We start from the raw sequence: 13,118 nt of genomic DNA, 5'->3' as shown, positions 1-13,118 counted from the left end.
TCTTTCATCCACACTTCTAAGGAAGAGCGATGACTGCAATGGAGGTCTGAGTCGCGATCAGCTCGCTGATGTCAGAACCAGAAACGACAGAAGGGGCCGCGAGGCCCCTTCGTCGTGATGCGCGAGCAATGCTCGCCTTGAGCAGCGCTCAGTTCGTGCGGGTCGCCGCCGGCGCGCGCATCACGCGCGACTTGCCGCCGGTGGTGACGATGATCACCGGCTCGCCGGAGGCGAAGTTCTCGTTGCCTTGCGCCTGGACGATCGCGCGGCGTTCGCCGTTGCGCAGCTGCAGCAGGATCTCGACAGCCTGTTCCTTGGTCGTGCTGCGCTCCACCGCGTTGCCCAGCGCCGCGCCGGCCACCGCGCCCAGCACGCCGACGATCACGCCCTCGCGGCTGCCGCCGACGCTGCCGCCGGCCACGCCGCCCGCCACCGCGCCCGCGACGGCACCGACGCCGCTCTGCGAGCCGTCCACCGTCACCGGACGCCAGGACAGCACCGTGGCGTCCTGCACCTGCGACAGGCGCTGCGCGTCGCCGCGCTGGACCACGTCGGGATTCGTCGTCGTGCAGGCGGCCAGGGCCACCACCATCGTGGCAATCAGCAGCTTCTTCATCTCAGTTCTCCAATCGGTGCACGGCCAACGAACAACCGGAGGTCCGGGTTGACCACGCAACAAGTCTTTACCTCGCCGCCATCGGCCCCGCCGCCCGTCAAGGCGGCACAGAGAGACTCTACCGCAGGCGGCTTTGGGGGCTCTTAAGCAGGGACGGACGACTGCACCGTCGACACGGGCAAATCCTTCGCCCGGCGAAGGACGGGCTCAGGCGCTCCGGGCGGCCTTGCCTTCGGTGCGCGATGCGAAGCGCTGCCGCGCCTGTGCAATCTCGTCCCGGTGGCGCTCGGCCCATTGCCACACGCCACACAGCGCACGGCTCAATTCGCGTCCCAACGACGTCAGCTCGTACTCCACGCGAGGCGGCACCTCCGCATGCACCGTGCGCGTGAGCAGGCCGTCCTCCTCCATCCCGCGCAGCACCTGCGTCAGCACCTTCTGGCTCACCGCGCCGACGCGTTGCCGGACCTCGGTGAAACGCAGCCGGCCGTGCTCCGTCAGCACCTCCAGCGCAATGAGCGACCACTTGTCCGCGACCCTGCCGATGATGTCGCGGACCACGGCCTCGATCTCGGGATCCAGCGGCTCGCCGCTGTGGGGATGAACGAAGTGATGCGAGGAAGCGGCAGGGGAGGTCGGTGTGGTCACGGCGGGGTCCAAAGGTTACCGGCGGGTAATCAGGCGCCCGAAAAGTGCGTACTTCACAGGCTCTTCACGCGCCTCTAGGCTCGCGCATTCCCCCTGTCGAAGGACCCTCCGATGAGCGACTCCTCCTCCGCCACGACCCTCGATCGCCGAGCGTTCATGGTAACCACCGCGAGCGTTGCGGGTCCAGCGCTGACCGCTGGATGCGCCGCGCCCGGTCCCGCCGCGGCACCGCCCACGAGTGCGCCGCGCTGCGAGGTCGTGGTCAACGGCCGTCCGCATTCGCTGCGGATCGAGGCGCGCGCCTCGCTGCTGGACGTGCTGCGCGAAGACCTGCAGCTGACCGGCACCAAGAAGGGCTGCGACCACGGCCAGTGCGGCGCCTGCACCGTGCACATCGACGGCCGCCGCGTGGCGTCGTGCCTGACGCTGGCGGCGAAGTGCGACGGCCGCGAGGTCCGCACGATCGAAGGGCTGGAGCGCGCCGACGGCGCACTGCACGTGATGCAGCAGGCCTTCATCGATCACGACGCGCTGCAATGCGGCTACTGCACGCCCGACCAGATCATGGCCGCCATCGCCTGCGTGCGCGAAGGCCATGCGCAGACCGACGACCAGATCCGCGAATACATGAGCGGCAACCTCTGTCGATGCGGCGCCTATGTCGCCATCCTCGAAGCGGTGCGCGACGGCGCCCAGCGGATGAAGGGAGGCGACCATGCGTGACTTCAGCTACGGCAGCCCGGACAGCGCGAACGCCGTGCTGGCGCGCCGCGCCGCGGACGAGGCGCCCGGCCTGCGCTACCTCGGCGGCGGCACCACGCTCTTCGACCTGATGAAGCTGAACGTCGAGGCGCCCACCGCGCTGATCGACGTGACGCGCTGCCAGGACCTGCGCACCATCGACCTCGGCCGCAGCGAATGGCGCTTCGGCGCCGGCATCACGATGAGCGAAATCGCCGACCACGAGCGCGTGCGCAGCGAATTCCCCGCGCTCAGCGAGTCGCTGTGGAAAGCCGCGTCTCAGCAGATCCGCAACATGGCCACGCTGGGCGGCAACCTGCTGCAGCGCACCCGCTGCGCCTACTTCCGCGGCACGCCCGCCTACCCGTGCAACAAGCGCGAGCCCGGCACCGGCTGCTCGGCGCTGGAGGGCGCCAACCGCGGCCATGCGCTGTTCGGCGGCAGCCCCCAGTGCGTCGCGACCTATCCCGGCGACCTCGCCATCGCGCTGGTCGCCTTCGACGCGGTGGTCGACCTGCGCAGCCCGCGCGGCGCGCGCAGCGTCCCGTTCGGCGAGTTGCATCGCGAGCCCGGCGACACGCCGCACCTGGACACGCAGCTGGCGCCCGATGAACTGATCGTGGCGATCCGCATCCCGCGCTCGCCGGCGATGAAGGCCTCGGTCTATCACAAGGTCCGCGACCGGGAGTCCTACGCCTTCGCGCTGGTGTCGGCCGCCGTCGGCCTGCAGATGGCGGCGGGGCAGGTCATCGACGTGCGCATCGGGCTGGGCGGCGTCGCCACGCGGCCCTGGCGCGCCGTCGCGGCGGAACGCCACCTGCGCGGTCGCGCGCTGACCCGCGAATCCGCGCGCCAGGCGGCCGAACTGGTCTTCGCCGACGCGCGGCCGCTGCCGCACAACCGCTTCAAGGTCGCGCTCGGGATCGACACGCTCACCGACGCGCTGATGCAATCCAAGGAAAGGCTCTGACATGTCGACGTCTTCTTCCTCCCGACGCCGCGAAGGCCCCGAGCGCGTCGATGCACGCGACAAGGTGCGCGGCGCGACGCGTTATGCGGCCGACCACGTCCCCGCCGGCGTGCTGCACGCCGCGCTGGTGCCGGCGCCCGTCGGCCGTGGGCGCATCGATGCGATCGACACCGCTGCGGCGGAACGCGTGCCTGGCGTGCGACTCGTGCTCACGCACGCCAACATCGGTCCCTTGCAGGGGGCCGGTTTCCTGATGGGCGGCGGCTTCGGCTTCCAGAGCATGCAGCCGCTGGCGAGCGCCGATGTGGCCTATCGCGGCCAGTACATCGCGCTGGTCGTCGCGGACTCGCTCGAGGCCGCGCGCGAAGGCGCGTGGCGCGTCTCGGCGCGCATCACGCCGGCCCCGGTCGCGGCGACGCCGGAGTCGCCCGGCGCGCAGGCGATCGGACAGCCGGCGGCGTTGCCGCTCCCGTTCCTCGCCGACAAGCGGCTCGGCGACGCGGATGCGGCCTTCGCGCAGGCGCCGGTGCGCATCGACGTCACCGCGCAGATGCCGGCGCAGCATCAGAACCCGATGGAGCTGATCGCCACGCTGGCGCTATGGGACGGCGACACGCTGATCGTCCACGAACCCACGCAGAACGCCGAGTCCGTGCGCCACGGTCTGGCGCGTCAGCTCGGCCTGCCGCCGTCGGCGGTGCGCGTCATGTCGCCGACGATTGGCGGCGGCTTCGGTCAGAAGAACTCGCTGCAATCGCAGACGGTGCTGGTCGCCATCGCCGCGCGCCGGCTGGGTCGGCCGGTGAAGCTGGTCGTGCCGCGCGCGCTGCTCTTCCACAACAGTTCCTTCCGGCCGCGCAGCGTGCAGCGCGTGCGACTGGGCGCCGACCGGCAGGGGCGCGTGCTGGCGGCAATCCATGAGACGGACCAGCAGACCTCGCGTCACGACTTCTTCCCCTCGACCGGCAGCGACACCACCGCGCGGCTCTACGACATCAGGCACTTCCGCAGCGCCGACCGGCTGATCCGCACCGACGTCCAGACGCCGGGGTTCATGCGCGGCCCGCACGAGCATCCCTCGGTCTTCGCCTTCGAACTCGCCATGGATGAGCTGGCCACCGCCACCGGCATCGATCCGGTCGCGCTGCGGCTGCTGAACGACGGCACCGCCGATCCGCTGACCGGCAAGCCGTATTCGTCACGCCACGTGGGTGCCTGCCTGCGACGTGGGGCCGATCTGATCGGCTGGAAACGCCGCAGCGCAGCGCCGCGATCGATGACGCTGCCTGACGGCACGCTGGTGGGCCTGGGCGTGGCGATCGGGGCCTACAAGGCCGCTTCCGCGCCCGCGCGCGCCCATGTGCGGCTCGAGGCGTCCGGCCGCCTGCAGGTGTCGGTGGGCGGCCATGAGATGGGTCAGGGCATGCGCACCGCGATCGCCACCAGCGTGGCGCGCCTGACCGGCGCACCGGTCGGTGCCATCGAGCTCCGCATCGGCGACACGCAGGTCGCGCCGCAGCACGTCACGGCCGGGTCGTGGGGCACGGCCACCGCGCTGCCGGCCGTCGAGGAGGCGTGCCGTCGGCTGATGGAGGACCTGCGCGCCAAGGCCGGTGCGAACGGCGGCGGCAGCCTGCTCGACCTGCTGAAGGCCAGTGGACAGGAGGTCGCGGAAGCCCGCAGCCAGACGCGCGCGCCGGGGCAGCCGGAGCAGGTCTTCGGTCGCCTGGACGGCGGCCTGCCCGCGGCGGCGGGGCCGGTGTATCCGGACTTCGTAGCATTCAGCTACGCCGCCCATTTCATCGAGGTCCACGTCGAACCGACCACGCGCCGCATCCGTGTCGCGCGGTGTGCCAGCGTCATCGATTGCGGTCGCGTCGTCAGCCGTCGCACCGCGCGCAGCCAGGTCGAAGGCGGCGTGGTCTGGGGCATCGGCGCCTCGCTGCGCGAGATCAGCGAAGTGGACCCGCGTCACGGCGGGTTCCTCAACGCGGATCTGGCGGAGTACGTGATCCCGGTCGCCGCCGACATCGGCCGCATCGATGCGGACTTCATCGACGAGCCCGATCCCAGGCTCAATCCGCAGGGCGTGAAGGGCCTGGGCGAGGTCGTGATGGTGGGCGTGGCCGCGGCGGTCGCCAACGCGGTGTTCCACGCGACGGGCCGGCGCGTGCGGCATCTGCCGATCCGCGTGGAGGATCTCTACGAGGTGTAGAGCCGCGACGACTTGGGCACGCTCGCCAGCAGGAACTCCATCTGGTCCGCCACGATGCGGCGGCCGCGCAGGATCATGTCCTCATGCAGGCTGGGCACGTAGGGAAGGTAAAGCAGCGCCATGTGCGCCTCTTCCGGCGTGCGGTTGCCCTTGCGGCCGTTGCAGGCGCGGCAGGCGGTGATGCAGTTCATCCACGTGTCCCGTCCGTTGCGCGACACCGGCTGGATATGCTCCCGCGTCAGCAGGTCCGAATGCAGCACGTGCCCGCAGTACGCGCAGACGTGGCGATCCCGCGCGAAGAGCTTGAAGTTGGACAGTGCCGGCGCCTGGCGCCAGGCGCGGCTCGGGACCGCGCCGCGGACCGCGACGATGGGGTGCAGTTCGATGCGCGATTGCAGGCCGGTCAGCCGCTGGTATCCGCCGCGCAGGACGTGGAAGGGCTCTCCCAGTGTCCACGCGACGGCGTCGCTGGCGTACAGCACCGCTGCTTCCTTCGACGAGATCCAGGCCTGCGGTCGGCCCGAGATGTCCAGCTGGAGAACGTCCACGGTCGTTGACCTCCTGCGACAGAGAGTAATCCAGTCGGAGGGGGCAACTCAAGTGTCGGACGCCCACGGTGGCGCCGCCGAGACGTTTTTTCAGCTGTTCGCCGAACTTAGGCGCCCGATGCACGAGGTTCAAGTCGGGAAATGACCAGGATGAGTTGACTCTTTCGGGTCAGGCTTCCCGGTCACGAGCGTGTCATGCGCTCAGGAAGGCAATTTCCCCAGCGCTCTCAGCTCCGCGACCGCCACCAGCCCGCCCGCGGAGAGGGCGTCGTCCGGCAGCCGGGCCTGTCCGAGTCGCGTGTCGGGCGCCAACGCGTCCAACCGCTCCCGCAGCGTCGGCGTGTCGTCGCTGTCGATCTGCACGACACAGAGCTGGGCATCGCCCGGCGCGCCGCTCCAGCCGACCAGGTCGCCGTGCTCCAGACCGACGATCAACTGCGCCGCCAGCGGCGGCAGCAAGGCGGGCGGCGCCGCGATCACGTGCACGACGACCTCCGAGCCATCGCGCATCGCCAGCTTCACCGCCCGGTCCAGGCGCTCCCGCAGCGCCGCCGGGGAGAGCGGTTCCGGCGCGGGCACCTCGGGCTGGCCCGTGAGGTGGCGCAGCATCACGTCGAGTTCCTCGGCCTTGTCGAAGAAGCCGTTCGCGCCGGCCGCCAGCACCCCCGCGCGGTAGGCGTCGGTCTGGTGCGAGAGCACGTGCACCTGCCCCGCGTAGCCCTGCTTGCGCAGCGCCTTGAGCACCGCCAGCCCCGAGCCGCCCTGCGCGAGCGACAGGTCCAGCAGCACGGCGTCCGGCCGCAGGTGGCCGATCAGTGTGAGGGCCGTGGATTCGTCGGCGGCCTCGCCGACCACGCGCAGCCCCGGCACCGAGTCCAGCCGTTGCAGCAGCTGCCGACGGATGGTCAGCGAGTCCTCGACGAGGACGATGGTCATGGGAATCGCGGTCGCTTGCATCGTGATGTCGTGTCTCCCTCGTCACACGGTCCGTTCGTTCATTCGTCCAGCGGATCGAGGTCGCCCCAGCTCGTGCGGCTGATCGCGCGTTTGACCTCGTCCATGAAGTGTCCCTGAGGATTCGACGTGCCGCGAGCGCCAGGCGCGCCGGCCGTGCCGTCGGCGCCAGGGGCGCCCGCGCCGGTCGCCGATGTCGCGCCGTCCGCCGCCGGATCGCGGGTCGCGCGCTGCACGTGCCGGTTCAGCAGCTCGCGGTCGCGCGTCGTCAGCTGCGAGGCCGCGACGACGATCACCGGGATCGCCGCCGTCAGCGGATCGCGCTGCAGCGCCTCGACGACGCCGATGCCGTCGACCTCCGTCATCAGCAGGTCCAGCACGATCAGGTCGGGCACGTGGCGCCGCGCCAGTTCGATGCCCTCCTTGCCCCCGGTCGCGCGCAGCACCGAGAAGCCCGGCTGCGACAGGTGCGCGCTGAGCGATTGCAGATCACCGGGCGCGTCGCTGATCGCCAGCACCAGGAACTTGCGCGTGGCCGTCGGCTTGAAGCCGAGCATCTCCAGCTCCTTGCTCAGCGCCTTGCGCGACACCGGCTTGTGCAGCACCGCCGACGCACCCAGCGACAGCGCCACTTCCTGCCCCGCATCCACCGACACCACCACCACCGGGATGTGCGCCCAGCCCGGCAGGTTCTTCAGACGCGACAGCAGCTCCCAGCCGTCCAGGCCGCCCGGCAGGTTGACCTCCAGCGTGATCAGGTCGGGCCGCAACTGCGGCGCGAGTTCCAGCGCCGCCTCGGCCGACGCCACGTGGCGCACGCGGAAGCCCGCCGCGTTCAGCTGCGTCTGCATCAGCGCGGCCGCGGGCTCGTGGTGCTCGATCACCAGCGCCAGCGGGATCGCGTTGGGTTCATCCGGGAGAATGACGTCGGGCACCGTCGGATCGCGCCACGGCAGCCAGCAGGTGAAGCAGCTGCCCTTGTCCGGCGCGCTGCTCACCGCAACCGCGCCGCCGTGGAGCTGCACCAGGCGCGCCACCGTCGCCAGGCCCAGGCCCGTGCCCTCGACCTTGTGCGTCAGCACGTTGCGGACCTGGTTGAAGGGCTGGAACAGCTTGTCCAGCCCCTCGGGCGGAATGCCGATGCCGTTGTCGGTGACGCTGATCTGGATGAACTCGCCGTACTCGCTGTCCGGCAGTTCCGAACGGCGGCCGTCCGGGAAGCCCGGCAGGGCCTCGCGCGCGCGGACCCGCGTCACGCGGCGCGCCTCGAGCCGGATGTTGCCGCCCTTGGGCGTGAACTTCGCGGCGTTGGACAGCAGGTTGTAGATGATCTGCCGCAGCCGGCGGCGGTCGACGCACAGCCGCTGGCCGCCGCCCACGCCGAAGAAGTCCATCTGGACGCGGTTCAGCCGCGCGCGCTCCTGGACGATCGCCAGCGCGTCGCGCAGCAGCTCGTCGAGGTCCACCGGCTCGATGTCGAGGTCGACGCGGCCGGCCTCGATCTTGGCCATGTCCAGCAGATCGTTGACCAGCGACAGCAGATGCTGCCCCGCGTTGTGGATGTGGTTGCAGAACTCGGACTGCCGGTCGCTGACCGGACCCGCCGCGCCGTCGCGCATCAGCTGCGCGAAGCCGATCACGGCGTTCAGCGGCGTGCGCAGCTCGTGCGACATGGTCGACAGGAAGGCCGTCTTGGCGCTGCTGGCGCGGCTGAGTTCCGCGTTGAGCTGCTCCAGCGCGTCGTTGCGCTGCTGCAGCACGGCCAGCAGTTCCGCGCGGCTGTCGGCCAGCTCGCGCGCGGCGCGCGCCTCGGCGGCTTCCATCGCGCTGCTGTGCAGCTCGGCGTGGACCCGGCGCGCCTCGTCCTCGAACTGCTTGCGCCGCAGCTGCGCGCGCAGCCGCGCCTTCAGCAGCTCGACCTCGCCGTTGGCCTTGACGACGTAATCGTCGGCGCCGGCCTCCAGGCCGGCCAGCATCGACGCGCGTCCTTCGAAAGCCGTCAGCAGCACCACCGGGATGTCGCGCAGCGCCGGCGCGGCCTTGATGCGCCGGCAGGTCTCCAGACCGCCGATGCCCGGCATCTGCACGTCCAGCAGCACCGCGTCCACCGGTTGCACCGCGAGCAGCTCCAGCGCCAGTTCCCCGGTGCCGGCGGCGATCACGTCGTAGCCGTCGTCGCGCAGCGTGGCGCCGAGTTCCGCCAGCACGTTGGCGCTGTCGTCGACCAGCAGCAGGCGCTTGGGGCCGAGCAGGCTCGCTCCCTGTTCCGGCAGGCTGGACTTGGCGCTGCGCAGCATCGCGGCGACGCGCGCCAGGATCAGGTCGACGTCGTCCTGCTTGCGCGCGAACGCGTCGGCGCCGGCTTCCAGCGCGCGCAGCTCGGCTTCCGGACCCTCGTCCGCGGTGAGCAGCAGGCAGGGCGTGTGGCGCAGCGCCGGATCCAGCCGCAGGCGGCGGATCACCGAGGCGCCGTCGATGCCCGGCATGTGCTGGTCGACGATGACCGCGTTGGGCCGCAGCGCGGCGGCCTGGCGCAGGCCTTCCTCGCCGTGCGCGGCCATGTAGATGTCGTAGCCGTGCGGCTCCAGCGCCTCGCACAGCGCCTCGCGGAAGGTCTCGCTGTCGTCGATCAGCAGCACCGAGGCGATATGCGGCTCCGGCGTCTGCAGCCGGGCCTGCCGCTGGCGCACCAGCTCGCGGGCGCGGTCCACGACGTAGCTGCGGTCGTAGGGCTTGCCGACGTACTCGTCCGCGCCGTGGGCGATGCCGCGCAGGCGGTCGCCGGCCTGCGAGGCGTTGGACAGGATGAGCACGACGCAGTCGGCGCCGCCCTGGGGCGTGGCGCGCAATTCGGCCAGCCAGCTGCCGCCGTCGCCGTCGGGCAGCTGGTTGTCCAGCAGGACCAGCGCCGGCATGGCCTCGGCCAGCGCGGCCCGGGCCTGCGCCAGCGTCGCGCATTCGACGCAGTCGAAGCCGGCCTCCTCGAGCGCCTCCCGCAGGTCCATCCGGACCGTCAGGCTGTCCTCGACGATGAGGGTTCTCTTGTTCATGTGTGGGCTCCTCCCCAAGCGACGCCGCTCAAGCCCAGCAGGGCGGGGCCGATGTCGGCCAGCGGCAGCACCCGCTCGGCGGCGCCCAACTGGGCAGCCTCCCGCGGCATGCCGTAAACCATCGAGCTGGCCTCGTCCTGCGCCAGCGTCGCGCCGCCGGCGCGGCGGATCGCGAGCAGGCCTTGCGCCCCGTCGCGTCCCATGCCGGTCAGCAGCGCCGCCGCGACGCCCGGGCCGTTCTCCGCGGCCAGCGATTCGAAAAGTTCGTCCACCGACGGCCGGCACGAATGCCGCGGCGGCGTGTGGACGAGCGCGATCTGTCCGCCGCGCACGATCATGTGCACGTCCGGCGGCGCCAGCACGATCTGGCCGGCCAGGTCGCGCAGCCGCTCGCCGCCCTGGGCGTAGCGCACGCGGTGCGGCGTCTGCGCGTCCAGCCATTCGGCGAAGCCGCGGCTGAAGACGGCGTTGATGTGCATCACGATCAGCACCGGCAGCGGCGCCGGCGCGGGCAGCGCCTGCAGCACCTTCATCAGCGCGCCCGGGCCGCCGGTGGACGCCCCGAGCGCCAGCACCGCGCGACGCGGCGTCAGCGGGGGCGCCAGCGGTGCGGGCCGCGAGGCCGCGAACGTCGCGCCGGCGGCGGCATTGCCGGCGGTGCCGACCCCACTGCCACCGCCGCCACCGCCGCCCAGACGCGCCCGTACATGCGTGATGACGCGAATCCTCGCCACCAGCCGCAGCAGGGTCACATAGCGCCTCTCCCATTCGCCCTCGGGCTGGCCCGCGTTCGGCTTCTCCAGCACCTCGACGGCGCCGGCGGCCAGCGCCTCGTAGGTGCGCAGCAGTTCGCCGCGGTTGGTCGACGACGACACGATCAGGATGGGCGTCGGGCTGTGGGCCATGATGGCCTCGGTCGCCTCCTGGCCGTTCATGCCGGGCAGCATCATGTCCATCGAGACGACGTCGGGCCGCAGCCGCTGGCACAGCGCCACGGCCGTCGCGCCGTCGTGGGCCTCGCCGACGACCTCGATGTCGGGATGCGCCGCGAGCACCTCGCGGATGTGGGCCAGCACGGTGATCGAGTCCTCGACCACCAGCACGCGCAAGGTCTTCGTCGGCGACGACGAACCGCCGCCCAGGCCGCCGAAGCCGCTGCTGCCGCGCGTGTCTCCCGTCCCGCCGTTCATGCCGACGCTCCCTGCGCCTGCGCGCTGTTGGCGGCCTTCTGCGTCGAACGCGCGACCAGCCGCGCGACCTGCGCGAGGAACTCGTTCTGCGCGAACTCGCCCTTGACGATGTAGCCGTCGGCGCCGACGGCCTTGCCGCGGGCAAGGTCCTCGGGCGCGTTGCGCGAGGTCACCAGCACCGCGGGGATGTCGCGCAGTGCGGCGTCCGCGCGGATGCGGGCCATGAAGTCGAAGCCGTCCATGCCGGGCATCTCCACGTCGCAGAGGATGAGCGCATAACGCTCGCGCTTCGCGGCTTCCAGGCCGTCCTCGGCGGAAGCGGCCATGTGCACGCGGTAGCCGGCGGCCTCGAGGATGCTCTGTTCGAGCATGCGCGTCGTCAGCGAGTCGTCGATCACCAGGATGGTGCCGGTGCGCGGCGGCGGCGCGGCCGCCCGCGGGCGGGACTGGCGCGCGGCGGCGATCAGGCCCTCCGGGGCGAGCACCGGGACCGGCTGCTGCGCCGCGTCCAGCGCGAGGCCGGAAATCAGCGGGGAAGCCGGCAGCAGCGCCGGCGGCGGTCGAAGCACGACGCTGGTGACGCCGTCCAGCGAATCCACGCCCAGCACCGCGCGATGACCGCCGGCGCGGAGCACGAGCGCGGAGCGGGGCGCGGAGGCCGGAACGCCGGGGCGCAAGGCCTCGGCGAGCGAGAGATGGGGCAGCAGTTCGTCGCCGAGGGCCACGTGCGACCCGTTCAGCTCCGGGCGCTGCAGCACGCATTCGACGGCTTCCAGCGGGACCCAGGCCGACACGGTGCCGGCGCACAGTCGGATCGCGCGCAGGGCGGCCAGCTGCAGCGGCACGCAGAGCTCGACGGTGGTGCCTTCGCCGCGCCGGCTGCGCAACGTGAGGCGGCCGCCCAGGCGGTCGGCCGTGTCGCGCACCAGGTCCATGCCGACGCCGCGTCCGGCCAGCGCGTCGACGCGACGCGCGGTGCTCAGGCCGCCGCGCAGCAGTCGTTCGACGAGGGCCTCGTCATCGAGGTCGGCGGCGCCGGCAACACCCTTGTCGACGGCGGTGCGACGCACGGCGTCCAGGTCCAGACCGGCGCCGTCGTCCGAGCAGCAGAACAGCACCTCGCGGCCGCGCCGCTCGATGCGCAGCTCGATGCGGCCCTGCGGCGGCTTGCCGGCGGCGGCGCGTTCGGCCGGCGATTCGATGCCGTGCGCCACGGCGTTGCGCACCATCTGCACCAGCGCGCCGGAGATGGCGTTCAGCAGCTCGGCCTCGAGTTTCACGTCGCCGCCGTGGCCGGTCAGCCTCGCCTGCTTGTCCTGGGAGCGCGCCGCATCGCGGGCCACGCGTTGGAGCGGCGCGAAGAGCTGCATGGCCGGCAGCAGGCGCAATTGTTCGGCGCTGTCGCGCAGGGCGACGAGCTCGCGCGCGAGCTGGCGCGCACCGCGGTCGATCTGATCCTCGATGCGCGCGAGCGGCCCGGCCAGGATCTCCTGCTGGCCCTGCAGCGCGCCGCGCAACTCGCGGAGCAGCATCCCGGCGCGCTCCAGCGGCGCGAGGTGTCCCTGCGTGCGCGCGATGTCGGAGAGCAGGCCGTCGAGTTCCTCCGGCACCAGCTGCGGAATGGTCAGCACCGCGCCGGCGGGATCGTCGGCGGCGTCCTGGGCCGGCTCGCTGCTGGCGGGCGCCACGGGCGCTTCCGTTGCAGCGCCCGACGCGCTGGCGAGCATCGTGTCTGAGGCCTTCGATCCGGTGCCGCGGGCCGGCGAGAGCCCCGGTCCGCCCGGAGGAGAAGCGGTCGGTCCCGGCGTCCCCGCACCTGCCGTCGGCGCGTCGAGCGCCGTGATCGACTCCTCCGCCGCGTCGATCAAGGCCAGCAGCGCGTCGAGTTCGGCGCGCCCCGGCGGCTCGCCGCTGTCGCGCAGCGGCGTCAGCAGGTCCTCGATCGCATGTGCCTGGGCGGCGATCGCAGGCAGCCGCACGACGCTGGCCGCGCCCTTGAGCGTGTGGGCCAGCCGCAGCAGCCGCGCGGGCAGGTCCGGCGCGGGCGCCTGCTCGGCGGCGAGCACGGCCTCGCTCATCTGCCTGAGCAGATCGCGGGCTTCGACGCGGAAGAAGCGGTAGGGGTCCTTGGCCACGGCGCGGTGTTTCTGCTGGGGGTCTTTGCTCGGGTGTCCTGACGGGGCGGG

The 13,118-nt window shown here is 72.0% G+C and carries 10 protein-coding genes; 3 read left to right on the top strand and 7 right to left on the bottom strand.

Annotated features, from left to right (window positions below; all coding sequences use genetic code 11):
• Positions 1 to 148: 148 nt before the first annotated feature.
• Together PV762_RS09115 and PV762_RS09110 are read right to left on the bottom strand one after the other, a co-directional pair.
• Positions 149 to 616, bottom strand: coding sequence for a glycine zipper 2TM domain-containing protein (locus PV762_RS09115; protein ID WP_088406184.1), 468 nt, complete (start codon positions 614 to 616; stop codon positions 149 to 151).
• Between the two features lie 207 nt (positions 617 to 823).
• A complete protein-coding gene (locus PV762_RS09110; protein ID WP_421034704.1) occupies positions 824 to 1,264 on the bottom strand; it encodes a winged helix-turn-helix transcriptional regulator in 441 nt (146 codons plus the stop codon).
• A 111-nt stretch (positions 1,265 to 1,375) separates the two neighbouring features.
• Here PV762_RS09110 and PV762_RS09105 point away from each other — a divergent pair, with 111 nt between their 5' ends.
• Genes PV762_RS09105 through PV762_RS09095 form a run of 3 tightly spaced genes read left to right on the top strand, consistent with a single transcriptional unit; the run spans position 1,376 to position 5,190 of the window.
• On the top strand, positions 1,376 to 1,987 hold the full coding sequence (locus PV762_RS09105; RefSeq protein ID WP_421034703.1) for a (2Fe-2S)-binding protein: 612 nt from the start codon (positions 1,376 to 1,378) through the stop codon (positions 1,985 to 1,987).
• Positions 1,980 to 2,975: an FAD binding domain-containing protein gene (locus PV762_RS09100; RefSeq protein ID WP_421034702.1), complete on the top strand. Its 996-nt coding sequence runs from the start codon at positions 1,980 to 1,982 to the stop codon at positions 2,973 to 2,975. The genes PV762_RS09105 and PV762_RS09100 overlap by 8 nt, the downstream gene beginning before the upstream one ends.
• Before the next feature lies 1 nt (position 2,976).
• Positions 2,977 to 5,190, top strand: coding sequence for a xanthine dehydrogenase family protein molybdopterin-binding subunit (locus tag PV762_RS09095; protein WP_421034701.1), 2,214 nt, complete (start codon positions 2,977 to 2,979; stop codon positions 5,188 to 5,190).
• Here the strand turns inward: PV762_RS09095 and PV762_RS09090 are convergent.
• The 5 genes from PV762_RS09090 to PV762_RS09070 all read right to left on the bottom strand — a co-directional run bounded on the left by PV762_RS09090 (position 5,178) and on the right by PV762_RS09070 (position 13,067).
• On the bottom strand, positions 5,178 to 5,738 hold the full coding sequence (locus PV762_RS09090) for an HNH endonuclease (protein WP_421034700.1): 561 nt from the start codon (positions 5,736 to 5,738) through the stop codon (positions 5,178 to 5,180). The genes PV762_RS09095 and PV762_RS09090 overlap by 13 nt on opposite strands.
• Positions 5,739 to 5,939: 201 nt before the next feature.
• Entirely contained in the window at positions 5,940 to 6,674 is a 735-nt protein-coding gene (locus PV762_RS09085; protein WP_421034699.1) for a response regulator, read from the bottom strand.
• A gap of 59 nt (positions 6,675 to 6,733) precedes the next feature.
• Positions 6,734 to 9,742: a response regulator gene (locus PV762_RS09080; RefSeq protein ID WP_421034698.1), complete on the bottom strand. Its 3,009-nt coding sequence runs from the start codon at positions 9,740 to 9,742 to the stop codon at positions 6,734 to 6,736.
• The gene (gene cheB, locus PV762_RS09075) at positions 9,739 to 10,932 is read right to left on the bottom strand and encodes a chemotaxis-specific protein-glutamate methyltransferase CheB (protein WP_421034697.1); all 1,194 of its coding nucleotides are present in this window, start codon (positions 10,930 to 10,932) and stop codon (positions 9,739 to 9,741) included. Before cheB ends, PV762_RS09080 begins: the two co-directional genes overlap by 4 nt.
• Positions 10,929 to 13,067, bottom strand: coding sequence for a hybrid sensor histidine kinase/response regulator (locus PV762_RS09070; RefSeq protein ID WP_421034696.1), 2,139 nt, complete (start codon positions 13,065 to 13,067; stop codon positions 10,929 to 10,931). The genes cheB and PV762_RS09070 overlap by 4 nt, the downstream gene beginning before the upstream one ends.
• Between the last annotated feature and the right edge of the window lie 51 nt (positions 13,068 to 13,118).

It is taken from the genome of Mitsuaria sp. CC2 (assembly GCF_048957715.1).
Taxonomy (GTDB): Bacteria; Pseudomonadota; Gammaproteobacteria; order Burkholderiales; family Burkholderiaceae_C; genus Roseateles.
Note: the sequence above shows the minus strand (reverse complement) of the source record. Positions and strands in the feature narration are given on the sequence as shown.